Source organism: Kitasatospora sp. NPDC059795, from assembly GCF_042732175.1.
Taxonomy (GTDB): Bacteria; Actinomycetota; Actinomycetes; order Streptomycetales; family Streptomycetaceae; genus Kitasatospora.
The window spans coordinates 664736-685781 of record NZ_JBHWID010000001.1 but is presented as its reverse complement, the minus strand read 5'-3'; the positions used below and the strand labels follow the sequence as shown (position 1 = coordinate 685781).

At 73.5% G+C, this 21046-nt stretch carries 19 protein-coding genes and 1 tRNA gene; 10 read left to right on the top strand and 10 right to left on the bottom strand.

Features of this window, described 5'->3' with window-relative positions:
* Window positions 1-77 precede the first annotated feature (77 nt).
* Window positions 78-674: a hypothetical protein gene (locus tag ACFV4P_RS03340; protein WP_380466795.1), complete on the bottom strand. Its 597-nt coding sequence runs from the start codon at window positions 672-674 to the stop codon at window positions 78-80.
* 251 nt (window positions 675-925) lie between these two features.
* The gene (locus tag ACFV4P_RS03335) at window positions 926-2122 is read right to left on the bottom strand and encodes a serine hydrolase domain-containing protein (protein WP_380466792.1); all 1197 of its coding nucleotides are present in this window, start codon (window positions 2120-2122) and stop codon (window positions 926-928) included.
* Window positions 2123-2235: 113 nt separating this feature from the next.
* Here ACFV4P_RS03335 and ACFV4P_RS03330 point away from each other — a divergent pair, with 113 nt between their 5' ends.
* Together ACFV4P_RS03330 and ACFV4P_RS03325 are read left to right on the top strand one after the other, a co-directional pair.
* Window positions 2236-3390, top strand: a complete 1155-nt coding sequence (locus ACFV4P_RS03330; protein WP_380466789.1) for a histidine kinase — start codon at window positions 2236-2238, stop codon at window positions 3388-3390.
* On the top strand, window positions 3378-4022 hold the full coding sequence (locus ACFV4P_RS03325; RefSeq protein ID WP_380466786.1) for a LuxR C-terminal-related transcriptional regulator: 645 nt from the start codon (window positions 3378-3380) through the stop codon (window positions 4020-4022). The genes ACFV4P_RS03330 and ACFV4P_RS03325 overlap by 13 nt, the downstream gene beginning before the upstream one ends.
* Before the next feature lie 7 nt (window positions 4023-4029).
* On the opposite strand, the gene ACFV4P_RS03320 is transcribed toward ACFV4P_RS03325, so the two are convergent.
* The gene (locus tag ACFV4P_RS03320; RefSeq protein ID WP_380466783.1) at window positions 4030-4530 is read right to left on the bottom strand and encodes a peptidylprolyl isomerase; all 501 of its coding nucleotides are present in this window, start codon (window positions 4528-4530) and stop codon (window positions 4030-4032) included.
* 359 nt (window positions 4531-4889) lie between these two features.
* On the opposite strand from ACFV4P_RS03320, the gene ACFV4P_RS03315 reads away from it, so the two are divergent.
* Window positions 4890-5711, top strand: coding sequence for an alpha/beta fold hydrolase (locus ACFV4P_RS03315; protein ID WP_380466780.1), 822 nt, complete (start codon window positions 4890-4892; stop codon window positions 5709-5711).
* A 57-nt stretch (window positions 5712-5768) separates the two neighbouring features.
* Here the strand turns inward: ACFV4P_RS03315 and ACFV4P_RS03310 are convergent, their stop codons facing one another.
* Complete coding sequence (locus ACFV4P_RS03310) at window positions 5769-9536, bottom strand: S8 family serine peptidase (RefSeq protein WP_380466777.1); 3768 nt, start codon at window positions 9534-9536, stop codon at window positions 5769-5771.
* Window positions 9537-9704: 168 nt separating this feature from the next.
* Here ACFV4P_RS03310 and ACFV4P_RS03305 point away from each other — a divergent pair, with 168 nt between their 5' ends.
* Complete coding sequence (locus ACFV4P_RS03305) at window positions 9705-10679, top strand: helix-turn-helix transcriptional regulator (protein WP_380466774.1); 975 nt, start codon at window positions 9705-9707, stop codon at window positions 10677-10679.
* Window positions 10680-10806: 127 nt separating this feature from the next.
* Here the strand turns inward: ACFV4P_RS03305 and ACFV4P_RS03300 are convergent, their stop codons facing one another.
* Window positions 10807-11442, bottom strand: a complete 636-nt coding sequence (locus ACFV4P_RS03300) for a class I SAM-dependent methyltransferase (RefSeq protein ID WP_380466771.1) — start codon at window positions 11440-11442, stop codon at window positions 10807-10809.
* A gap of 362 nt (window positions 11443-11804) precedes the next feature.
* On the opposite strand from ACFV4P_RS03300, the gene ACFV4P_RS03295 reads away from it, so the two are divergent.
* Entirely contained in the window at window positions 11805-12935 is a 1131-nt protein-coding gene (locus tag ACFV4P_RS03295) for a hypothetical protein (RefSeq protein WP_380466768.1), read from the top strand.
* Window positions 12936-13017: 82 nt separating this feature from the next.
* Here ACFV4P_RS03295 and ACFV4P_RS03290 read toward each other — a convergent pair whose 3' ends face one another.
* Together ACFV4P_RS03290 and ACFV4P_RS03285 are read right to left on the bottom strand one after the other, a co-directional pair.
* Window positions 13018-13641, bottom strand: a complete 624-nt coding sequence (locus ACFV4P_RS03290) for a GNAT family N-acetyltransferase (protein ID WP_380466765.1) — start codon at window positions 13639-13641, stop codon at window positions 13018-13020.
* Between the two features lie 135 nt (window positions 13642-13776).
* Window positions 13777-14508: a Clp protease N-terminal domain-containing protein gene (locus ACFV4P_RS03285; protein WP_380466762.1), complete on the bottom strand. Its 732-nt coding sequence runs from the start codon at window positions 14506-14508 to the stop codon at window positions 13777-13779.
* Window positions 14509-14754: 246 nt separating this feature from the next.
* On the opposite strand from ACFV4P_RS03285, the gene sph reads away from it, so the two are divergent.
* Window positions 14755-15738, top strand: coding sequence for a sphingomyelin phosphodiesterase (gene sph / locus ACFV4P_RS03280; protein WP_380466759.1), 984 nt, complete (start codon window positions 14755-14757; stop codon window positions 15736-15738).
* An 84-nt stretch (window positions 15739-15822) separates the two neighbouring features.
* On the opposite strand, the gene ACFV4P_RS03275 is transcribed toward sph, so the two are convergent.
* Together ACFV4P_RS03275 and ACFV4P_RS03270 are read right to left on the bottom strand one after the other, a co-directional pair.
* Window positions 15823-16236: a VOC family protein gene (locus tag ACFV4P_RS03275; RefSeq protein ID WP_043907915.1), complete on the bottom strand. Its 414-nt coding sequence runs from the start codon at window positions 16234-16236 to the stop codon at window positions 15823-15825.
* 10 nt (window positions 16237-16246) lie between these two features.
* On the bottom strand, window positions 16247-16732 hold the full coding sequence (locus tag ACFV4P_RS03270; RefSeq protein ID WP_380467111.1) for a helix-turn-helix transcriptional regulator: 486 nt from the start codon (window positions 16730-16732) through the stop codon (window positions 16247-16249).
* 218 nt (window positions 16733-16950) lie between these two features.
* Between ACFV4P_RS03270 and ACFV4P_RS03265 the strand changes: the two genes are divergently transcribed.
* From ACFV4P_RS03265 to ACFV4P_RS03255, 3 genes are all read left to right on the top strand, one after another.
* Window positions 16951-17021, top strand: a tRNA-Cys gene (locus tag ACFV4P_RS03265).
* Between the two features lie 71 nt (window positions 17022-17092).
* Window positions 17093-18490 (top strand): NADP-dependent succinic semialdehyde dehydrogenase, encoded by a 1398-nt coding sequence (locus ACFV4P_RS03260; protein ID WP_380466756.1) that lies wholly within the window; start codon window positions 17093-17095, stop codon window positions 18488-18490.
* Window positions 18491-18585: 95 nt separating this feature from the next.
* Window positions 18586-18864, top strand: a complete 279-nt coding sequence (locus ACFV4P_RS03255; RefSeq protein WP_380466753.1) for a DUF427 domain-containing protein — start codon at window positions 18586-18588, stop codon at window positions 18862-18864.
* Window positions 18865-18901: 37 nt separating this feature from the next.
* Here ACFV4P_RS03255 and ACFV4P_RS03250 read toward each other — a convergent pair whose 3' ends face one another.
* Window positions 18902-19294: an ArsR/SmtB family transcription factor gene (locus ACFV4P_RS03250; protein WP_380466750.1), complete on the bottom strand. Its 393-nt coding sequence runs from the start codon at window positions 19292-19294 to the stop codon at window positions 18902-18904.
* 157 nt (window positions 19295-19451) lie between these two features.
* Between ACFV4P_RS03250 and ACFV4P_RS03245 the strand changes: the two genes are divergently transcribed.
* Window positions 19452-21026, top strand: a complete 1575-nt coding sequence (locus ACFV4P_RS03245; RefSeq protein ID WP_380466748.1) for an MFS transporter — start codon at window positions 19452-19454, stop codon at window positions 21024-21026.
* Window positions 21027-21046 lie beyond the last annotated feature (20 nt).

Below are 21046 nucleotides of genomic sequence, written 5' to 3'. Positions count from 1 at the left end.
GGCGGTATGACGGTGCGGCGGTATGACGGTGCGGCGGTGTGACCGTCCGATGCTATGCGGCGCGCGCGGAGGGCCCGTCAGGACGGCAGGACGAACGGCGACGGGGTGACCGAGGCGATGCTTCCGTCGGGGCGCTTGGAGGGCGTCGGCTCGTCCGGGTCCTGGGGGTTGACGCAGTAGATCAGGACGGTGTCGCTCGCCGGGTCGAACGAGACCTCCGCCTCGCCGCGTGCCAACACCAGCACCTTCGCGAGCTCAGGGGCGGCCACCCAGGAGGCGTTCGCGGGCACGTACGGAGCGAGCGAGGCGGGCAGTCCGGTGCCGCCGGCCGGCATGTCGTCGGCGTTGAAGGTGGGCGCGCTCGCGGGTCGGCTCGTTCGGCCGGCGAGCAGGCGGTCGACCTGGCCGGGCTTCAGGTGCAGTACGGCGTGCAGCGGGTGCTCCTGCATCGGGACCAGGTCGCGTTCGGAGCCGGGAAAGAACATCACGAACTGCGCGCTCTCCAGTTCGCCGAAGCGGTGGAAGCGCTTCACCATCGGCGCCAGGTCGGTGCGCAGGCCGGTGGTCTGGGAGGCGGCGTACTCGGGAGTCTCCCGGTAGGGCGTGCCGTTGGCCTCGAAGGCAATCAGCGTGCCGAGGGCCGTCCCGAGCACCAGGAAAGCGCTTACCGCCATCGTCCGTCGCCGCACTGCCCGTCCCCTTTTCGCCCCCGAGCCGGCCGAACGCCGCCCCGCCCACGTGTCGGCCCCATGCTGGCCGACCGCACGCAGACGATCATCAGCTCGAAGGATGACCCGCCCGGTCGGCGTACACCCGGAGGACGACACCGACCTCCACGGCCACGCCGCCCCGCCGCCCCGCCGTGCGGACGCCCCCGACCACACCGCCCCGCTCACCGGCCTCTACGGCCGCGTCGCGCCCCCGGTCATGACGACCCCCGGTCGCACAGCGCGTCGTCCACCAGGCGGTTCTCGGCCTCGGCGATCCGGGCGACGTCGTCCGGGGAGGCGATGAGGACGCCCGACAGCGAGGCCGTGACGGCGCGGCGGCCGTCGGCGGTGACGCCGGTGGCGGTGATCCAGCCGGCGTCGCCTCCCTCGTGGCCCCAGTAGAGGCCGCCGCAGGACAGCGGGCGGGAGAACAGGCCGAGGCCGTCGCGGGCGCCCGGCATCAGCTGTTCGAAGTCCTGGCCGACCGCCACCGTCTGCTGCATCAGGGCGAGTTGGGCGGGCGGGAGCAGTCGGCCGCCGAGCAGGGCGGTGAGGAAGCGGTCGAGGTCGGCGGTGGTGGAGATCAGGCCGGCCTCGCCGTTGGCGCCCATGCCGACCTGCTCGGTGACGTCCACCAGCGGGCCGCCCTCGGTGAAGCGCTGGTAGGTGGCGGCGTGCGGCTGCGGGACGGCGGGGTCGGCACCGGGCCGGCTGGTGTGGTCGAGGGCGAGCGGGCGCACGATGCGGTCGTGCACCTCCTGGTGCCAGGGGTGTCCGGTGACCCGTTCGACGATCATGCCGAGCAGGACGTAGCCGGTGTTGTTGTAGCTCCACTGGGCGCCGGGCGCGAAGTCCGGCTGGTGGGCGGTGGCGCGGGCGACGGTCTGCGCGGCCGTGGTGCTGTCGTTGCGGTGCTGCTGGAAGTCGTCGGCGGAGGTGTAGTCGGGGTAGTCGTCGTGCAGGCCGCTGCGGTGCTGGAGCAGGTCGCGGACGGTGATCGTCCGGCCGTCGTTGCCGTTGCCGGCCACCACGCCGGGCAGTCGGCTCTCCACCGTGTCGTCCAGTGAGAGCTTTCCCTCGCCGACGAGTTGCAGGACGACGGTGGCCACGAAGGCCTTGGTGACGCTGGCGATCCGGAAGTAGCCGTCGGCGGGCACGGGCTGGCGGGACGTCACGTCGGCGACGCCGGCGACGGCGGTCCGGTCGGGGTGGCCGGGGGTGGTGAGGCGGGCCTGGACGCCGGTGACGCCGAGGGCGGTGAGCGCGTCGACGTCGTGCTGCAACCGGTCCTGCCGGTCGGCGGCGTCGGCGCCGAGCAGGCCGACGGTCAGCGCCCCGGCGGCGAGGACGGCGAGGGCCGACAGCAGGAGGGTCCGGCGGCGGCGGGGAGCGGAGTTCGGTGTGGTGGTCATGGCCGTTGACGCTAGGCCGAGCCGGTCGGTGCGGTCGGTACCCCGCACGGGTGGAAAAAGAGGGTGGCAGGCTGTAGTGCCGGGCCGGGTGACGATCACTCAGACTTGTCCGAATGAACGATCAAGGGGGCGGCCGGCTGCCGGCACGGTGGCGCGGCCTCGGATATCTGATCACCGGCCTGGCCGCGGCCGTGGCCACGCTCGTCGTACTGCCGGTGCTGCTGGCGCCGGGGGCGGCGCGGGCCTGTGCGTCCTGGCACCGGCGCCGCGCCGACCGCCTGCTGGCCGCGCAGCCGTCCGGGCCGGTCCGGGCCGGCGGGTGGCGGCTGCTGGCATGGGTCGGCGCGAGCACCGGCACGGGTCTGGCGTTCGGGCTGGTCTCCGTGGTGTGCGCGGGCAACGCGGTGACGGCGGCCGTCACCGTCCCGCTCTGGTGGGCGCTGCCGCCCGGCACCCGTGCGGGCGGCTTCGCGTTCGGCGCGCCGTTGACCGGCTGGGGCGCCGCGTTGACGCTGGGGACGGCGCAGGCGGCGGTGTTCGCCGCGTTGACGTACCTGCTGGCGCCGGTGCTGGCGCGGCTGCACGCCCGGCTGTGCGTGGCGCTGCTGTCGCCGTCGGCGGCCGACCGGCTGGCCCGGCAGGTGGCGACGCTGACCGAGACCCGTACCGGCGCGATGAACGCGCACGGCGCGGAACTGCGCCGGATCGAACGGGACTTGCACGACGGCACCCAGGCCCGGCTGGTGGCGATCGCGATGCGGCTCGGCGTGGCCCGCGAACTGCTGGGCGAGCAGCCGGAGTTGGTGGAGAAGCTGTTGGCGGAGGCGCAGCAGGGCACGGAGGACGCGATGGCGGAGCTGCGGGCGGTCATCCGGACGATCTATCCGCCGATCCTCGCCGACCGGGGTCTGGCGGGGGCGTTGGCGGCGCTGGCGGCGGGGGCGGCGATCGGCGCCGACCTGGAGGCAGGCGAGCTCGGCGAGGTTCCGGCGGCGGTGGAGGCGGTGGCGTACTTCGCGGTGGCCGAGGCGCTCACCAACGCGGCCAAGCACAGCGGCGCGGCCCGGGCGGGCGTTCAGGTGGCCCGCGTGGGCGACCGGTTGACGGTGGTGGTCGCGGACGACGGGGCGGGCGGCGCGGACGAGTCGCGGGGCACCGGCCTGGCGGGGATCCGGCACCGGGTGCTGGCGCTGGACGGTGTGGTGCGGGTGGACAGTCCGGTCGGGGGTCCGACCGTGATCGAGGTGGAGCTGCCGTGCGGGTCGTGATCGCCGAGGACAATGTGCTGCTCGCCAGTGGCCTCGAACTCCTGTTGACGGCAAAGGGTTTCGAGGTGGTGGCGATCGCCGCCGATGCGCCGGCCTTCCTCGTCGCGGTCGAGGAGCACCGTCCGGACGTCGCCATCGTGGACGTCCGTCTGCCGCCGGACTTCCGCGACGAGGGCGTCCGGGCGGCGATCCGGGCCCGCCGCCGGAGGCCGGGTCTGCCGGTGCTGGTGCTGTCGCAGTACGTGGAGCGGCAGTACGCGGGCGAGTTGGTCTCGGACGGGCGCGGCGGTGTCGGCTACCTGCTGAAGGACCGGGTGGGCCGGGTCAGCGAGTTCGTGGACGCGCTGCGCCGGGTGGCGGCGGGCGGGACGGTGATGGATCCGGAGGTGATCGGCCAGTTGCTCACCCGTCCCGCCCATGACCCGACCGCCGCGCTGACGCCGCGCGAGCGGGAGGTGCTCGCACTGATGGCCGAGGGCCTGGACAACGCGGGCATCGCCGCCCGGCTGGTGATCACCGACAACGCGGTGCACAAGCACGTCGGCAACATCTTCACCAAACTGGGCCTGTCCCCGGCGGACAGCGGGCACCGCCGGGTGCTGGCGGTGCTGAGCTACCTCAGCCGGCCGTGACGGGTGGTCACTCCACGACCTCGGCGCTGACCAGGACGACGTCCTCCTTGGGGACGTCGGCGTGGCCGGCCTTGGAGGCGGTCGGCACGGCCTCGATCGCGTCGACCACGTCCTGGCCCTCGACGACCTCGCCGAACACCGCGTAGCCCCAGCCGGGGCCGGACTTGCCGGTGTGGTCGAGGAAGGCGTTGTCGGCGACGTTGACGAAGAACTGCGCGGTGGCGGAGTGCGGGTCCGAGGTGCGGGCCATCGCCACCGAGTACTTGGTGTTCTTCAGGCCGTTGTCGGCCTCGTTCTGGATCGGGGCGCGGGTGTCCTTGCGGCGCAGGCCCGGCTCCATGCCGCCGCCCTGGACCATGAAGTTGTTGATCACCCGGTGGAAGACGGTGCCGTTGTAGAAGCCGTCCTGGACGTACTGGAGGAAGTTCGCGACCGTCGCGGGCGCCTTCTCCGCGTCGAGGCGGATCACGATGTCGCCGTGGTTGGTGTTCAGCTTGACCTTGGACAAGACAACCTCACTGGGGATGACGGAATGGTCCGCCCATCCTCGCAGGCCCCGCGGGCGGCGACGCCGCGGGACCCGCAGGACCCGCCGGAGGCACCGGCGGCGAGCGCGTCGGCGACGAGCGCGTCGGCGACGTGGACGCTGCGGGCGGCCCGGGCGGGCGCCGCGCGTGGGCGGCGGACGTCCCGCACACGTACGAGGCAGTGGCGGCGGGCGTCGAGGCGTTACTGATGGTCCGTCATCCCACGCACCGATACGGCCACTTGTGGACCGCGAGTGGCATTGATCGACATCGCCGTCGCGTGGCATTGTCGCCTGACACCCCGTGGCCGACCGGCCCCGTAGCGTTGGGAGACGAGCACATGAGCACGCACAGCCCGTGGACGGCCCGGACGGTGGCCGCGGCCGGAGTCGAACTGCACTGCCGCGACTGGGCGGGCGCGGCCGACGCGCGGCCGGTGCTGCTGCTGCACGGTCTGGCGGGGCACGTCGGCGAGTGGGACGTGCTGGCGGCGGCCCTCGCCCCGGCGCACCGGGTGGTGGCGGTGGACCAGCGCGGCCACGGCCGCTCCACCCGCCGCCCGGAGGATCTCGGCCGGGAGGCGTACGTGGCGGACGTGCTGGCGGTCGCGGACGCGCTCGGCCTGGAGCGCCCGCTGCTGGTGGGCCAGTCGCTGGGCGGGCACACGGCGCTGCTGGCGGCCGCCGCGCACCCGGGGCGGTTCGCGGGCGTGGTGCTGGTGGAGGCCGCCGCGGCGGCCTCGCCGGACGCGCCGGCGGAGATCGGCGCGCTGCTGGCGTCCTGGCCGGTGCCGTTCGCGGAGCGCGCCTCGGCGGTGCGGTTCTTCGGCGGCGGGCCGCTGGGCGAGGCCTGGGCGGACGGCCTGGAGCAGCGCGCGGACGGCTGGTGGCCGCGGTTCGACACCGAGGTGATGGTGGCGGCGCTGGACGGGAACGCCGTCCGGGACCGCTGGGAGGACTGGGCGGGCGCGGCGCACTGCCCGGCGCTGCTGGTGCTCGGCGAGCACGGCGTCGTTCCGGCGGCGGACGCGGACCGGATGCTGGCGCTGCGCCCGGACGTGCACGCGGCGAGCCTGCCGGGCGCCGGGCACGACGTCCACCTGGAGCGCCCGGCCGAACTGCACCGCCTGGTCGCGGAGTTCCTGCACGCGCTGCCCGCGTGACGGCGCGCAGCGGGCCCCACCGGTACGGGAGACCGGTGGGGCCCGGGGGCGTCGACGTCAGCGCACGGCGTACGCGTCGGTGACGGTCTGGGTGACCTTGGCGCCGTCCGCCGAGGTCAGGGTGATCCGCAGGCTGACGTTCTTGCCGGAGGCGCCCGCGTGGTCGAGGACGGCGACCCTGTCGGCGCCGACGGCGGCGTCCGTCCAGGTGGCGCCGCCGTCGTAGGAGTACGCGAGCTTCGCGTCGGTCAGCGCGCCGGGGGTGTAGCCGCTCTGGCCGGTGGCGGAGAGCGCGATCCGCAGCGGCCCGGCGGCGGCGGTGTTGTTGCCGTCCAGGTCGATCCGGTAGTCGGGGAACAGCAGCGGCAGCGACTGCGAGTACGCGTTCGGGTCGCCCGCCGAGCGGAAGCCGAACTCGGTGCGGACGGCGGTGGAGCGCTGCCACAGGTCGCGGTGGTACATCCGGGACTGGTCGAGCACCAGGGTGTAGTCGCGGGCCTCGGCCGGCAGCTCCCAGACGTCCATCGGGCCGAACCAGGAGCGGCCCAACGACTCGCCGCCGCTGAAGAGTTCGACGGTGCCCAGGTCGCCGAAGTAGGCCTGGCTGCCGGTGTGGTCGGCGTTGCCGTCGCCCCACAGGGTGCGGGTGAGGTCGACGCCGATCAGGTCGGCCTGGCGTTCGCCGACCAGCAGCGCGGAGCCGTCGGCGGCACGCCCGGCGGTGGGCCGCAGCACGCCCCGGTACCACTCCTCGGTGCGCTGCTGCCCGGCCTGGTAGCGGCGCGGCAGGTCCTGCATGAACTCGGCGAACGGCCAGCTGCTCTGCCCGTCGTGCAGCCAGGTGGTGTCGTCGGCGGTGTAGCGGGCGGTGCGGGTGGACGGGGTGGCGACCAGGCCCTGCGCGACGGCGGTGCCGCCGTACGGGTTCCACGGGCGCTGGACGGTGAGGTAGTCGCTCATCCGGACGGGCGTGCCGACGGAGTGCCAGTTCTCGGTGACGGTGGCGAGGTCGCGGTCGCGGACGGTGTGGCGCTGCTTGCCGGCGATCGAACCGGTGTCGTGGAACGCCAGGTTGTACACGTAGGGGCTGTCGGCGGCGGAGGTCCAGCCGAGGGTGACGGCGCCCTTGCCGAGGGCGGCCTTCAGCGCGGCGGCCTGGTCGGCGGTGATCGGCAGCACGGGCGCGTCCAGGCTGATGTCGTTCTTGCCGAACACGCCGGGGGTGTTGCGGTACGTCAGCACGCCGACGGCGCCGGCGTTCTTGGCGTTGGTGGAGACGGTGCGCTGCGAGGTGCCGTCGTCGGGGACGAGGACCAGCTTGCCCCTGGCGTCGGCGGCGGCCAGGTCGGCCGGATCGGCGCTGGCGGCGGAGGCGAGCAACGCGCTTCCGGTGTGCGGCAGTTGGGCCTCGTCGGCGTACTGGGCGTAGTGCGGCTCCAGGGTGAGGCCGGCGCCCTTGAGGACGACCTCGGGGGCGGCCGTCCGCAGGTAGCTGCCGAACTCGAAGCCGCCGGTGCGGGCCTTGCCGGAGCCCCAGGCGGAGAGTTCGACGGGCAGCGGGCCGGTGCGCACGCCGGTGGAGTCGACCCACTTGTCGCCCCACCAGCGGCCGAGTTCGAGCGCGCCGCCGCGCACCTGGACGTCGCGGTCGGCCTGCACCTCGATCCGGGCGGCCTGGCGGGCGTCGAGCGTGAGGACGGTGTCCTTGGTGAGCTGGATCTCGGGCATGGCGAGCGCGGTGACGCCCTTCGCCGCGGCCTCGCCGGTGGGGTCGCCCCGCTCGGGGGTGACCACGAATCCGCTCAGCGCGTACGTGCCGGGGCGCAGCCGGTAGACGATCTCGCCGTTGGCGTTCGGGGCCTGGCGACTGCCGGTGGCCTGGCCGAGGTCGACCATGGTGATGCTGGTGCCGAAGTCGGCCGCGGCGGGCTTGCCGTCGCGGTCGATCAGCTTGACCCGGACGGCGAGGGTCTCGGGCTCGACGTACGCGTTGAACGGGGTGGAGACGGTGGCGCCGTCGTCGGCGGTGGCGAGCACCCGGCCGGTGACGTCGCCGTACTGGCCGCCCGTCAGCTTCGCGCTCGCGTCGAGGGTGAGCGGCACCTGCACGGTGGCCCCGGCGGCGACGGTGATCCTCTCGGCGCCGAGCTTGACGAACTTCGACTTGATCGCGGACTCGTCGTCGCCGTCGGTGCGCTGCACGCTCAGCCTGAGCGTGACGGGCTTGTCGGAGGTGTTGGTGTACGGGAGTTGGACGGTGCGGGTGTCGGACTTCCGCTGCGGCCAGGCGAAGTCGCCGAAGCCGACGGCGGGCGCGCCGAGCACGCTCTGGCCGGCGGCGACGTCGACGCGCAGCCGGCCCGCGCCGGTCTGCTGGACGTCGCCGGGGACGGTGGCCAGCGCCGAGGACACCAGCGCGGCCTTGAGCTGCGCGGCGCTCCACTCGGGGTGGCGCTGCTTGACCAGGGCGGCGCTGCCCGCGACCAGCGGGGTGGCCATCGAGGTGCCGGACATCGAGGTGTAGGCGTAGACGCCGCGTCCGCCGGCGGCGGCTCCCTTGACGTCGACGCCGGGCGCGGCGATCTCGGGCTTCAGGGTGTGCGCGCCGGTGACGGAGCCGTGCGAGGAGAACGCGGCGGTGCTGTCCTTGGCGTCGACCGCGCCGACGGTGAGCACGGCGGGCGCGCAGCCGGGCGAGCTGACGGACTGGTAGCTGCCGAGGTTGCCGGCGGCGACCACGAACAGCGCCTTGGACTGTTCGGCGATGCGCTGCGCGGCCACCGACATCGGGTCGGTGCAGTCGCTGGGTTCGGGGCTGCCGAGGGACATCGACACCACGTCGGCGCCGGAGTCGGCGGCCCACTGCATGCCGGCGATGATCTGGGAGTCGGTGCCGGAGCCGCCGTCGTCGAGGACCTTGCCGACCAGCAGCCGGGCCTGGTCGGCGACGCCGCGCTCCTTGCCGCCGGAGGCCTTGCCGGTGCCGGCGATCTCGGAGGCGACGAAGGTGCCGTGGCCGACGGCGTCGTGCACGTCCTCGTCGACGGTGTCGCCGGTGAAGTTGCGGCGGGCGTCGACCTGTCCGGTCAGGTCGGGGTGCTGGTCGTCGATGCCGGTGTCGAGGACGGCGACCTTGACGCCCTGTCCGCCGAGGCCGGCGGCCCACGCGGCGGGCGCGCCGATCTGCTTGTTCTCGGCGTCGTTGGCGGTGCGGACCTTGCGGTCCAGCCAGAGCTTGGTCAGGCCGTCGCGGCCCTTGCCGTCCGGGCCGACCAGCTGGTTCCAGGTCTTGGCGGCGTCGTCCTTGGCGGGCGCGAACGCCACGCCGTCGACGGCCTTGAGCTGCTTGGTGCCGGCGGCGCGGGCGCGGGCCTGCGGGCTGGCGTCGGCGGCCTTCGCGTCCCGGTAGGTGGCGATCAGCGGCAGCGTCCGGGCGTTCCGGTCGTCGTAGCCCTGGCGCAGCAGCGCGGTGACGTTGAACAGGCCGCGGTCGACGGTGCCGGCGGCGAGCGCGGCGGAGGCGTGCTGCGGAATGACGTACTGGTCGCCGTTCTCCTGCTGGGTGAACGTCAGCGGGACGTTGCCGTGCCCGTCGGGCAGCACGGTGACGGTGGTGCGGCCGTCGTTCCCGGTGCTGACCTGCACCCGGTCGCCGGTGATCAGGGTGACGGTGCGCGGGGCGGCGCTCTGGCGTCCCGTCAGGGTGGAGTCCGGGGTGCCGGGCTGGGCGGCGAGGGCCTGCCCGGTCGAGGTGAGCGTGCCGGTGGCGAGGATGCCCGCCGCCGCCAGGGCCATCGCGCCGCGTATGCGCGCCGTTCGTGTCATGAACGCCTCCAGGTTCGGGTCATGGCCGGTGAGCCTGGCAGAAGACGGGACTGACCGGTCATGATGTGCGCTGGCGGATCACCGCCCGGCGGCAAACCGCCACCCGCCCGCGGGCGGTGCGGGCGGGCGGCGGGCGGGTGGTCCTGGGGACGGCGGAACGGAGCGCGGATGCTGGCGGCGATAGGTCTGGACGAGCACGCCGAACGGGTCTACACCCACCTGGTGGCCCACGGCCCGGCGTCCCGCGCCGAACTGGCCGCCCGCTGCGGCCCGGTGCCGACCGGCTCGCTCGAACTGCTCCAGGCCTGCGGGCTGGTCGCCCCTGGCGCCGACCTCCGCTACACCGCCGCTCCCCCGGCGGTCGCCCTGGAGGCGCTGCTCACCGGCCGCCGACACGCCCTGCGGGAGGCCGAGTTGACGGCCTCCACCCTCACCGAGGCCTACCGGTCGGCGACCTCGCGCGCGGGCCGGGCGGACCGCGACCTGGTGGAGGTGGTGGCCGGGCGGGCCGCGATCAGCCACCGCGTCACGCAGTTGCAGGCCGGCGCGGAGCACGAGCTGCTGGCGCTGGTGACGGGCCGTCACCAGGTGGTGGCCGCCGACGAGACCGGCGCGGAGTCGGCGGCGGTGGAACGCGGCGTCACCTACCGGGTGGTGCTGGAGCGCCGCGCCCTGGACGAACCGGGCGCGGCGCAGCCGCTGTTCGAGGCGATGGACCGGCAGCAGCACATCCGGGTGGTCGAGCAGGTCCCCACCAAGCTGATCGTCGCGGACCGCTCCCTCGCCCTCGTCCCGCTCACCGACTCCACCGCCGACCCGGTCGCGCTGGTGGTCCGCGCGCCCGCCCTGGTCACCGTCCTCACCGTCCTGTTCGAACAGACCTGGGAGTGGGCCCACCCCCTCGGCCGCACCGGCCCCGCGACCGTCGCCGTCGGTCCCGTCCCCGCGGGCGAACCCGACGAGACCGACCGCCGCATCCTCGCGCTCCTGCTCTCCGGCGCCACCGACCCCGCCGTCGCCAAACAGCTCAGCCTCGGCCTGCGCACCGTCCAACGCCGCATCAGCCGCCTGATGTCACTGGCCCGCGCCGACACCCGCATCCAACTCGGCTGGCAGGCCCACCGCCGCGGCTGGGTCGACTGACGGCGCCGGCCGGTACCGTCGGGGGGCGTGATCACCCCTACGGCCGCGCCCCGCACCTTCGACCAGGACGCGCCCGACGCCGCGCTCGCCGCCCTCCTCGTCCTCCTCGCCGACCGCGGCGGCTGACCTACCGGGCGTCGCCCAGCAGCAGGGCCGCCTGCCGGAAGCGCTCGCCCTCGCCGGGTTCGCGCACGGTGCGGGCGATCTCGCCGAATCCCGCGTCGCGGAACAGCCCGGCGAGGGCGTCGACCGGCCAGCGGTACGCGGTGGCGACCCTGTGGTCGAAGGGGACGGGGTGCTCGGTGTCGGCCGCGAAGAACCCGGTCAGCAGTCGGCCCCCCGGGGCCACCACGCGCCGCAACTCCGCGATTGCGAGCGGGAGTTGCCCGGGCTTCAGATGGATCAGCGAGTAGCGCGCCAGCACCGCGCCCAGGCTCCCGCCCGCCAGCGGCAGGGCCAGCAGCGTGCCCCGCACGAACGCTTCCCCCGGCCGCGCCAGCCGCGCCTGTGCCAGCATCCCCGCCGACAGGTCGAGCCCGAACGCCCGGACCCCGAGCCCGCTCAACAACGCCGTCGCCTCCCCCGGCCCGCACCCGAGATCCCCGACCGGCAGTCCGCCCCCGACCACCGCCGGAGCCGCCACCAGCTCCCCGATCAGCGTCAACTCGTCTTCCCGCCCGGCGAGTTCACCGGTAAACAACTCCGCATACAGCTCCGCCACCACGTCGTACGCCTGCCCGACCCCGCCCCGGCCGTCCGCCATCCCCGCCGCCTCCCGTTCCGCGAAAGCGCCGAGCCTAGCCGCAGAGCCCGCAGGTTCGCGCCGATCCGGCAGGCCCGCAGGCCGGACGTGTGGTCGCGCAGGTCCGGCAGGCCGGCAGGCCGCCGCGGTGGGAAAACCGGTTGCGGGTGGCCGGGCCGGGGTGCGTAGACTCCGCCCGTGGCCGTCGTTGCGATCTCTCGCCGATTTACCGGCCCCCCGGCTCCCGATGGGCGCCGCTGGGGTCGGGTTTCGTCGCGCCGGTAGGCGGGCGGGTCGGGCCCGGGCAGCGGGTCGTGCCCAGGGGCCGGGGGGGTGTGTTGTTCGCCCACCGAATTCCGCCCCGAGGCCCCGGAGGCCGCACCATGTCCACTGCCGTTCCGCTGTCCGCCGATCAGCTCGCCCGTGATCTCGCCGTCCGCGACCTGACCGATCCCGCCGCCGGCCCGCACGCCCTCCAGCTGCTGGTGGAGCGCGCCGCCGGCGCTCTCGCCCGGCTCTGGTCCTGCCGGGCGCGGGTGCACCGCGGTGAGCGGATCGTCACCGTCGCCGACAACTACGACCACCTCAACTACCGTGCGGACGACGTCACTCGGGACACCCGCTACACCCGCTACGTGGACGACCGCCGGATGCTGCGCAGCCACTCCAGCGCGCTCGTCCCGGGCGCGCTGCGTGCGCTCGCGGCGGAAGCGACTGCCGACGACGTCCTGTTGGTCTGCCCCGGCCTGGTGTACCGCCGCGACAGCATCGACCGGCTGCACACCGGCACCCCGCACCAGCTCGACCTGTGGTACCTCACCCGTCGGCAACTCCCCGCCGGCCCGGCCGACTTGACGGGCATGATCGCCGTCCTGGCCGACGCCCTGCTGCCCGGCGCGGCGTACCGCACCGAGGCGCGCGTCCACCCGTACACCCGCGCCGGCCGCCAGCTCGACGTCGAGGCCGGCGGCGAGTGGGTGGAGGTCGCCGAGTGCGGGCTCGCCCACCCGGGGGTGCTGGCGGCGGCCGGCCTGGGCCCGGAGTGGAGCGGGCTGGCGCTCGGGATGGGGCTGGACCGGGTGCTGATGCTGCTCAAGGGCATCCCGGACATCCGGCTGCTGCGCGCGACCGACCCGGCGGTGATCGCGCAGCTCGCCGATCTCGCCCCGTACCGCCCGGTGTCCGCGCTCCCGCCGATCCGCCGCGACCTGTCGATCGCCGTGGACGGCGCCGACCTCGCGGAGGACCTCGGCGACCGCGTCCGCGACGCCCTCGGCGCGGACGCCGACTGCGTGGAGACCGTGGAGATCCTCTCCAGCACCCCGTGCAGCGCTCTCCCCCCGCAGGCCCTGGCCCGCCTCGGCGCCCGCCCCGACCAGCACAACCTGCTCGTCAAGGTCGTTCTGCGCCCCCTCCACCGCACCCTGACCGACGCCGAAGCCAACGCCCTGCGCGACCGCGTCTTCGCCGCTCTCCACCAGGGCACCGCCCACCAGTGGGCGACAACCCCCTGATCACGGCCGCACCTCCGCCACGACCGGCCCGCCGGCCCGCCCGGGCCGGCCAACCCGCCTCCGCCGCAAGGGAAGTGAGCGCCTACTGGAGGTAGCGGGCGACGCGCGCCTCCAGCGCGGCCCGGGTCTCCGGCCACTCGCTGTCGATGATCGAGAAGATCGCGGCGTCCCGCAGCCCGCCGTCCTCGCCGGGCACCCAGGAGCGGCCGGACTTGCGCAGCACGCCCTCGAAGCGGGCCCCGACGGCGGCGATCGCCGCGCGCGAACGGGCGTTGCGGGCATCGGTCTTGAGGTCCACCCGGGCCACGCCCCACTGCTCGAACGCGTGCCGGAACAGCAGCAGCTTCGCCTCGGCGTTGATGCCCGTGCCCTGCGCCGAGGCCGCCAGCCAGGTGAACCCGACCTCGACGGCGAACAGCACCTCGCTGTCCGGCAGCGTCCGCGGCTCCCAGTACGCGGTCACCCCGACCGCCCGACCGCCGGCCGCCGAGATCTGCGCGTACGGCGCGAGCCGCCCGTCCGCGGCCCGCGCGTGCTGCGCCTCGATGTACCCGGCCACCTCCTCGGGCCGCGGCACCCAGGTGAACCCGTAGCTGTCCCGGGCCTCGCCCACCGCCCGCGCCAACTCCCCCGCGTGGCGCTGCTCCAGCGGCTCCAGGCGCACCAACTGACCTTCCAGCACCGGCCCTTCGAGTCGGTACCCCATCTGCAGCTCCCCCTTCGTCCGACCTCGTTCCGCCCGGCAGCCAACCGCCGGGCCCGGGTGGCCGTCAACCGGGTTTCGGCATGCGAACGGCGGGCCCGCCCCCGTCCTGGGCGGGCCCGCCGGGTCTGTGGCGGGTCAGGCGTCGGGGGCGAGTTGGGCGAGGGTGTCGAGCAGGGCCGTCTCGGTGGCGGCCTTGTCGAGGCCGAGGCCGGTGAGGATGCCGGTGCCGGCCTCGTACTCGAGGAGGGCGAGCAGCAGGTGCTCGGTGCCGACGTAGTTGTGTCCGAGGCGGAGGGCCTCGCGCATGGTCAGTTCGAGGGCCTTCTTGGCGCCGGCGTCGTAGGGGACGAGTTCGGGGGCGTCCTCGACGGCGGGCGGGAGGGCGGCCTCGGCGGCTGCGCGGACGGTGTCGAGGGCGATGCCCCGGCCGGTGATGAACGCGGCGCCGAGGCCCTCGGGTTCGGCGAGCAGGCCGATCACCAGGTGCTCGGTGCGGACCTCGTCGTTGTGGGCGTCCTTGGCGGCCTGGTGGGCGGCCATCACGACGTTGCGGGCGCGCGGGGTGAAGCGGTTGAAGCCCTGCGCGGTGTCGATCTCGGTGACCTCGCCGGGGTTCTTGGGGACGAAGCGCTTCTGGGCGGCCTGGCGGGTGACGCCCATGCTGCGGCCGATGTCGGTCCAGGACGCGCCGGAGCGGCGGGCCTGGTCGACGAAGTGGCCGATCAGATGATCGGCGACATCGCCGAGGTGGTCGGCGACCAGGACGGCGTTCGACAGCTGGTCGAGCGCCTCGGGGTAGGAGTTCTTGATGCCCTCGATCAGGTCGTCGAGCCGGATGGAGGGCTTCTTTCCTGTGGTGTCAGCCATGAGGCAACCCTAGGTTGACACTTCGGAGGTGTCAACCGGCGGTTGACACCCACCCTGCCGCCCCCGATTCCGGCCACCCTCCATTCCGGCCACTCTCGTTTCCGGCCATCCGCTACTCGCCGGTAGGCGCTGTTTCGGCCGAGTTCACCGACCCGTTCTCCGCTGTCTTGTCCCCGTCACATCGCCCCGAGTTGACTGGCCAACATCCACCGGCACCCGCCACCCTCTCCCAGTCCCGGAGCCACGATGCCCGTGTCCCGCGCCGCCCGCCTCGCCGCTGTACTGACTGCCGCAGGCACCCTGTTGACAGCTCATCAGGCCGTCGCCGCCGCGCCCGCCGAGAGCGCCCCGCTCACCGTCGCCCCGCTGAACGTGCTCAGCTACAACACCTTCCTGATGAGCACCAACCTGTACCCGAACTGGGGCCAGTCCTACCGGGCGCAGGCCATCGCGGGCGCGGACTTCTTCCAGGGCCACGACGTGGTGGTGCTCCAGGAGGCGTTCGACAACGCGACCTCCGACGCGCTGGTGTCGAAGGCCTCGGCCGCGTACCCGTACCACACGCCGGTGGTGGGCCGCTCCACCAGCGGCTGGGACGCCACCTCGGGCAGCTACAGCAGCACCACGCCGGAGGACGGCGGGGTGGTGCTGCTCAGCAAGTGGCCGATCCTGCGCAAGGAGCAGTACGTCTTCAAGGATGCCTGCGGCTCGGACTGGTTCTCCAACAAGGGCTTCGTCTATGCCCAGTTGAACGTGAACGGCCAGCGCACCCACGTGGTCGGCACCCACCTGCAGTCCACCGACTCGGGCTGCTCCACCGGCCAGGCCGCCGACATCCGCGGCAAGCAGTTGCGCGCCATGAAGGCGTTCCTGGACGCCAAGCAGATCCCGGCGAACGAGCCGATCGTGCTGGCCGGCGACCTGAACATCGACTCGCACGGCACCGAGTACCCGGCGCTGCTGTCCAACGGCAACCTGGCCCCGGCCACCACCCGCGACGGCTGGGCGAACTCCTTCGACACGGCCGACAACTCGATCGCCGCCTACCGCTACCCCGGCGACCCCAAGGAGGACCTCGACTACGTCCTCTACCGCGCCGACCACGCCCGCCCGCAGCAGTACACCAACACCGTGCACCGCTTCCACAGCGCGCCGTGGACGGTCAGCAGCTGGGGCACCTCGTACACCTACACCGACCTGTCCGACCACTACCCGCTGATCGCCGGCTGAGCAAGCGCCCGCCCGCCCGCTCCCGGACGGGTGTCGCCCGAGCGACCTCGGGCGACACCCGTTCCAGCAGCCCGGAAGGGGTGGTCAGCGGCGCGGCTGGGCGAAGCGGACCATGTTGCCGGCCGGGTCGCGGAACGCGCAGTCGCGCACCCCGTACGGCTGGTCCATCGGCTCCTGGAGCACGTCCGCGCCGGAGGCCCGGATCTGCTCGAAGGTGGCGTCGCAGTCGGCGGTGCGGAAGTTGACGGCGCGCAGCAGGCCCTTGGCGAGCAGTTCGGCGGCGGCCTGCCGGTCGGCGTCGGTGGCGCCGGGGTCGGCGACCGGCGGTTCCAGCACGACCTCCACGTCGGGCTGGGTGGGCGAGCCGAGCGTCACCCAGCGCATCCCCTCGAAGCCGACGTCGTTGCGCACCTCCAGTCCGAGCGCGTCGCGGTAGAAGCCGAGCGCGGCGTCGTGGTCGTCGACGGCGATGAAGCACTGTGAAAGCTTGATGTCCATGGCTCCGACGCTACTGATCGGCGGCCGCTTCCGCTTCTCCGTTCCTGATCGGCTGCGCGCCCATCTGCGTGCCGGTGGGCGCGCCCGTCTGCGTGCCAGTGGGCGCAGCCGGCTGCACGCCGGTCGGCGGGCCCGGTCGGCCGGTGTCGGTGCCGCGGATCGGGCGGGTGAGGTACATCGCCACGCAGGCGGTGATGTGTTCGGCGGCGCTGTGGTCGCGGGCCCGGTAGGCGCTGGGGCTCTCGCCGACGAGTTCGGTGAAGCGGGTGCTGAACGACCCGAGCGAGGTACAGCCGACGGCCATGCAGACCTCGGTGACGGACAGGTCGCCGCGCCGCAGCAGCGTCTTGGCGCGTTCGATGCGGCGGGTCATCAGGTAGCTGTACGGGGTCTCGCCGTACGCGGCGCGGAAGCTGCGCTGGAAGTGGCCGACCGACATCAGCGCGACCTTGGCGAGCGCCGCGACGTCCAGCGGTTCGGCATAGTCGCGGTCCATGGTGTCGCGGGCCTTGCGGAGCCGCTTCAGGTCGTCGATCTGCACGCCGCCCAGGGTAGTGCGCCGCCACGCCGGTCGATCGACCGTCGATCACCTGTTGATCACACTGCAAAGCGCTGACCTGCGGTCACCTCCGTTGATTTGCACGACACTTCGGTGCGTCGCGGCGCACTGCGCGGGTTTCGCGCTGCTAGTTTCGGTGTCACGCGAGGGAGCCCGGTGGAGTGGCCGAGAGGCGAGGCAGCGGCTTGCAGGGCCGTGCACATAGGTTCGATTCCTGTCTCCACCTCCTCGCTCCCTTCGATGTCCGCCACCCCGCCCGGAAGGCCGGGCGGCGTCCGAGGAGGGAGTGGTTCCCCCATGCCCATCGCCACCGTCAACCCGGCCGACGGCCGCACCGTCGAGGTGTTCGACCCGCTGGACGAGGCAGGTGTCGAGGCCCGGTTGGCCCGCGCCCAGTCCGCGTACGAGTCCTGGCGGCTGACCACCTTCGCGCAGCGCGCCGAACTGATGCACCGCGCCGCCGAGTTGCTGGAGCAGACCAACGAACAGGTCGCCCGCACCATGACGTTGGAGATGGGCAAGCCACTGGTCCAGGCCCGCGCGGAGGCCGCGAAGTGCGCGAAGGCGATGCGCTGGTACGCGGACCGCGCGGAGGAGCTGCTCGCCGACGAGCACCCGGCGGAGCAGGACGTCAAGGACTCCGGCGGGGTGGCGGCCTCGGTCCAATACCGGCCGCTGGGCCCGGTGTTGGCCGTCATGCCGTGGAACTTCCCTTTCTGGCAGGTCGTGCGGTTCGCCGCGCCCGCGCTGATGGCGGGCAACGTCGGCCTGCTCAAGCACGCGTCGAACGTGCCGCGCACCGCGCTCGCACTGGAGGAGCTGTTCGCCCGCGCCGGGTTCCTGCAGGGCTGCTTCCAGACGCTGCTGATCCCCTCGCGCGCGGTCGAGGCGGTGATCCGGGACGAGCGGATCACGGCGGTGACGCTGACCGGCAGCGAGGGCGCGGGCCGCGCGGTGGCGCGGGTGGCCGGCGACGAGGTGAAGAAGACCGTCCTCGAACTCGGCGGCAGCGACCCGTTCCTGGTCCTGCCGACGGCCGACCTGCCCGCCGCGATCGCCAAGGCGGTCACGGCCCGGGTGCAGAACAACGGCCAGTCCTGCATCGCGGCGAAGCGTTTCATCGTCCACGCCGACGTCTACGACGAGTTCCTGACCGGATTCACCGAGCGGATGCGGGCGTTGACGGTCGGCGACCCGATGGCGGAGACCACCGACGTCGGCCCGCTCGCCACCGAACAGGGCCGCAGCGACATCGAGGACCTCGTCACCGACGCCGTCCGCCAAGGCGCGGGCCTGGCCTGCGGCGGCACCCGCCCCGGCGACCCGGAGCTCGCCGACGGCTGGTACTACCAGCCGACGGTACTCACCGGCATCACGCCCCGGATGCGCATCCACCACGAGGAGGCGTTCGGCCCGGTCGCCACCGTCTACCGGGCCGGCGACCTGGACGAGGCACTGGCGATCGCCAACGACTCACCGTTCGGCCTGAGTTCCAACGTCTGGACGCGCGACGAGAACGACCGCCGCCGCTGCGCCCGCGACCTGCGCGCCGGCGGCGTCTTCTTCAACGGCATGACCGCCTCCCACCCGGCCTTCCCGTTCGGCGGCATCAAGCGCTCCGGCTACGGCCGGGAGCTGTCCGGCCACGGCATCCGCGAGTTCTGCAACATCACCACGGTCTGGTCGGGCAGTTAGGGCTGTGCGGAATTCCTTGGCCGCGCGGGGAGTTGACGGAGGGACAGAGCGGTTTCGGTGGATCGGGGAAGGCGGTGGCACGGATGGTGCGTGCGGTGTGGAACGGTGCAGTGCTGGCCGAGTCCGAGGACACGGTGCTGGTGGAGGGCAACCACTACTTCGCGCCGGAAGCGCTGAACCGGGACTTCTTCGTTCCCAGCGACACCACGACGGTCTGCCCCTGGAAGGGCACCGCCCGCTACTGGACGGTCTCGGTGGACGGCGCCGAGAACCCGGACGCCGCCTGGTACTACCCGGAGCCGAAGCCGGAGGCCGAGCACGTCCGCGACCGGGTCGCCTTCTGGCGCGGGGTGGACGTCACCGCGGCCGAGTAGCCCCACCGCAGGCCGGGGCGGCCGGCCGGCTGCCAGGTCACGACCGGGGCGGCGCTCCGACGCCGTCGTCAGTGGCGGCGTCGGCGGCGGCGGCGTCGTTCGCCGGGGCCGCCCCGGGCAGCGGGTTCCCGGCGACGAGGTCGAGCAGCCCCGGGAAGCGGGCCTCCAGGTCGTCCCGGCGCAGGTGCGCCTTCCTGCTGTTGCCCCGGTTGATCTGCTGGACGAGTCCGGATTCGCGCAGGATTCGGAAGTGATGGCTGAGCGTGGACTTCGAGACCCCGAGCCCGAAGGACTGGCAGGTCCGCTCGGTGAGGTCCGGCAGTTCCACGAATTCCTGGACGACCCGGTACCGCAGGGGGTCCGACAGGGCGTTCAGGATCGCCGCGAGTTCCATCTCGTCCCGGCTCGGGTGGCCCTCCGCGTCGACCATCTCTCCGCCTCTCCGTCGCTTCGTCGCACCGTCGCTCGCCGACCACCGCCGCGAGAAAGGTTTGATTTGCATCATACCTTCGCCCCGTGAAAGCTTCGGGTTCGATCAACATCGAACCTAGACTCCGGAGTCCTCCGGCACGGGAGCGTCCCCCACCATGCCCGCACAGACCGAACCCGCCCTCGTCCGGGACGACGCCGGACCCCGTCCGTTCGAACGTCGGCGGCAGACGCTGACCCTGGCCGTCGTCCTGCTGGCCGTCTTCGTCGTCCCCACGTCCATCTCCGGCACCGGCGTGGCGCTGCCGTACATCGGCGCCGACCTCGACGCCGGCCTGGTGCCGTTGCAGTGGGTCGTCAACGCCTTCAACGTGGCGTTCGCGTGCTTCACCCTCGCCTGGGGCTCCGTCGCCGACATCGTCGGCCGCGTCCGCGCCTTCGCCCTCGGTGCCGCGATCTGTGCGGCCGCGTCGCTGGCCAGCGTCTTCGCCGGCAACGTGATCCTGCTGGACGCGGCCCGGGCCCTGGCCGGCGTCGGCGGCGCCGCGATCTTCTCCTGCGGGGCGGCGCTGCTCTCCACCGTCTTCGAAGGCCCCGCCCGCGGCCGGGCGTTCGCGCTCTTCGGCACCGTCGCCGGCCTCGGCATCTCCTTCGGCCCGTCGCTGTCCGGCGTGCTGATCGAGGGTGCCGGCTGGCGCTGGGTGTTCGCCGTGCACGTGATCGTGCTGGCGCCGGTCCTGCTCGCCGTCCCGACCATGGGACGCTCCGTCCGGGAGACCCGCACCGAGGGCGCGCGCATCGACGTCCTCGGCTCCGCCCTGTTCGTCCTCGCCGTGCTGCTGCTCACCACCGGCATCGTGCAGGCTTCGCAGTGGGGCTGGGCCGGCCCGGGCGTGCTCGGCCTGTTCGCCGGGACGATCGTCGTCCTCGCGGTCTTCGCCGCGGTGGAGAAGCGCCAGGAGCACCCGATGCTCGACCTGAGCATCGTCGCCGACCGCAGGTTCATGGCGCTCTGCCTGGTGCCGGTGGCCGGCTCGTTCGGCTTCGTCACCATGCTGACCTACCTGCCCGGCTACCTCACCGCCGCCGGCGGCTACTCCAGCGGCGCGGCCGGTGCGACCATGCTGATGCTGACGGTCCCGATGCTGGTCTTCCCGCTGGTGGCCGCCAAGTTGGTCGCCAAGGGCGTCTCGGCGATGGGCGTCATCCGCCTGAGCCTGGTCTTCCTGGTGGTCGGCGTCGCCGGACTCGAACTCTTCGATCCCGCCGTCGACCTCGCCCTGGTCGCCCTGCCGATGGTGATCACCGGCACCGGCTACGCCCTCGCGGCCGGTCTCGTCGACGGCCGCGCCCTGGAGCTCGTCGCCCCGGAGCGGGCCGGCATGGCCGCCGGCTTCCTCAACACCATGCGCCTCGGCAGCGAGGCCGTCGCCGTGGCCGTCTACGGCTCGCTGCTCGCGACCGTCGTCAACGGCAGGACCCGGGACGGCATCGCCGGCTATGCCGGTGACCCGACCGCCGTCGCCGGGGCTGTCGCGAGCGGCAACGTCTCCGGCCCGGCCGGGCAGGTCGCGGAGGCGCAGCGCGGCAGCTTCACCGACCTCCTGGTCCACGCGTACGACGGTGCGTTCCACACCGTCCTGTGGGTGCTCGGCGGCATCTGCCTGGCGCTGCTGGTGCTCATCACGGCGTTGCTGAGAGGCCGCAAGTCCGAGTGCGCACAGGGCAGTTGAGCCCGATGGGGCTCCGCAGC

Excerpts from the sequence above, each read along its gene's own strand:
- ACFV4P_RS03340 (WP_380466795.1), bottom strand. The coding sequence starts at position 674 with ATGGCGGTAAGCGCTTTCCTGGTGCTCGGGACGGCCCTCGGCACGCTG.
- ACFV4P_RS03335 (WP_380466792.1), bottom strand. The coding sequence starts at position 2,122 with ATGACCACCACACCGAACTCCGCTCCCCGCCGCCGCCGGACCCTCCTG.
- ACFV4P_RS03330 (WP_380466789.1), top strand. The coding sequence starts at position 2,236 with ATGAACGATCAAGGGGGCGGCCGGCTGCCGGCACGGTGGCGCGGCCTC.
- ACFV4P_RS03315 (WP_380466780.1), top strand. The coding sequence starts at position 4,890 with ATGAGCACGCACAGCCCGTGGACGGCCCGGACGGTGGCCGCGGCCGGA.
- ACFV4P_RS03310 (WP_380466777.1), bottom strand. The coding sequence starts at position 9,536 with ATGACACGAACGGCGCGCATACGCGGCGCGATGGCCCTGGCGGCGGCG.
- ACFV4P_RS03305 (WP_380466774.1), top strand. The coding sequence starts at position 9,705 with ATGCTGGCGGCGATAGGTCTGGACGAGCACGCCGAACGGGTCTACACC.
- ACFV4P_RS03300 (WP_380466771.1), bottom strand. The coding sequence starts at position 11,442 with ATGGCGGACGGCCGGGGCGGGGTCGGGCAGGCGTACGACGTGGTGGCG.
- ACFV4P_RS03295 (WP_380466768.1), top strand. The coding sequence starts at position 11,805 with ATGTCCACTGCCGTTCCGCTGTCCGCCGATCAGCTCGCCCGTGATCTC.
- ACFV4P_RS03290 (WP_380466765.1), bottom strand. The coding sequence starts at position 13,641 with ATGGGGTACCGACTCGAAGGGCCGGTGCTGGAAGGTCAGTTGGTGCGC.
- ACFV4P_RS03285 (WP_380466762.1), bottom strand. The coding sequence starts at position 14,508 with ATGGCTGACACCACAGGAAAGAAGCCCTCCATCCGGCTCGACGACCTG.
- sph (WP_380466759.1), top strand. The coding sequence starts at position 14,755 with ATGCCCGTGTCCCGCGCCGCCCGCCTCGCCGCTGTACTGACTGCCGCA.
- ACFV4P_RS03275 (WP_043907915.1), bottom strand. The coding sequence starts at position 16,236 with ATGGACATCAAGCTTTCACAGTGCTTCATCGCCGTCGACGACCACGAC.
- ACFV4P_RS03270 (WP_380467111.1), bottom strand. The coding sequence starts at position 16,732 with ATGGACCGCGACTATGCCGAACCGCTGGACGTCGCGGCGCTCGCCAAG.
- ACFV4P_RS03260 (WP_380466756.1), top strand. The coding sequence starts at position 17,093 with ATGCCCATCGCCACCGTCAACCCGGCCGACGGCCGCACCGTCGAGGTG.
- ACFV4P_RS03250 (WP_380466750.1), bottom strand. The coding sequence starts at position 19,294 with ATGGTCGACGCGGAGGGCCACCCGAGCCGGGACGAGATGGAACTCGCG.
- ACFV4P_RS03245 (WP_380466748.1), top strand. The coding sequence starts at position 19,452 with ATGCCCGCACAGACCGAACCCGCCCTCGTCCGGGACGACGCCGGACCC.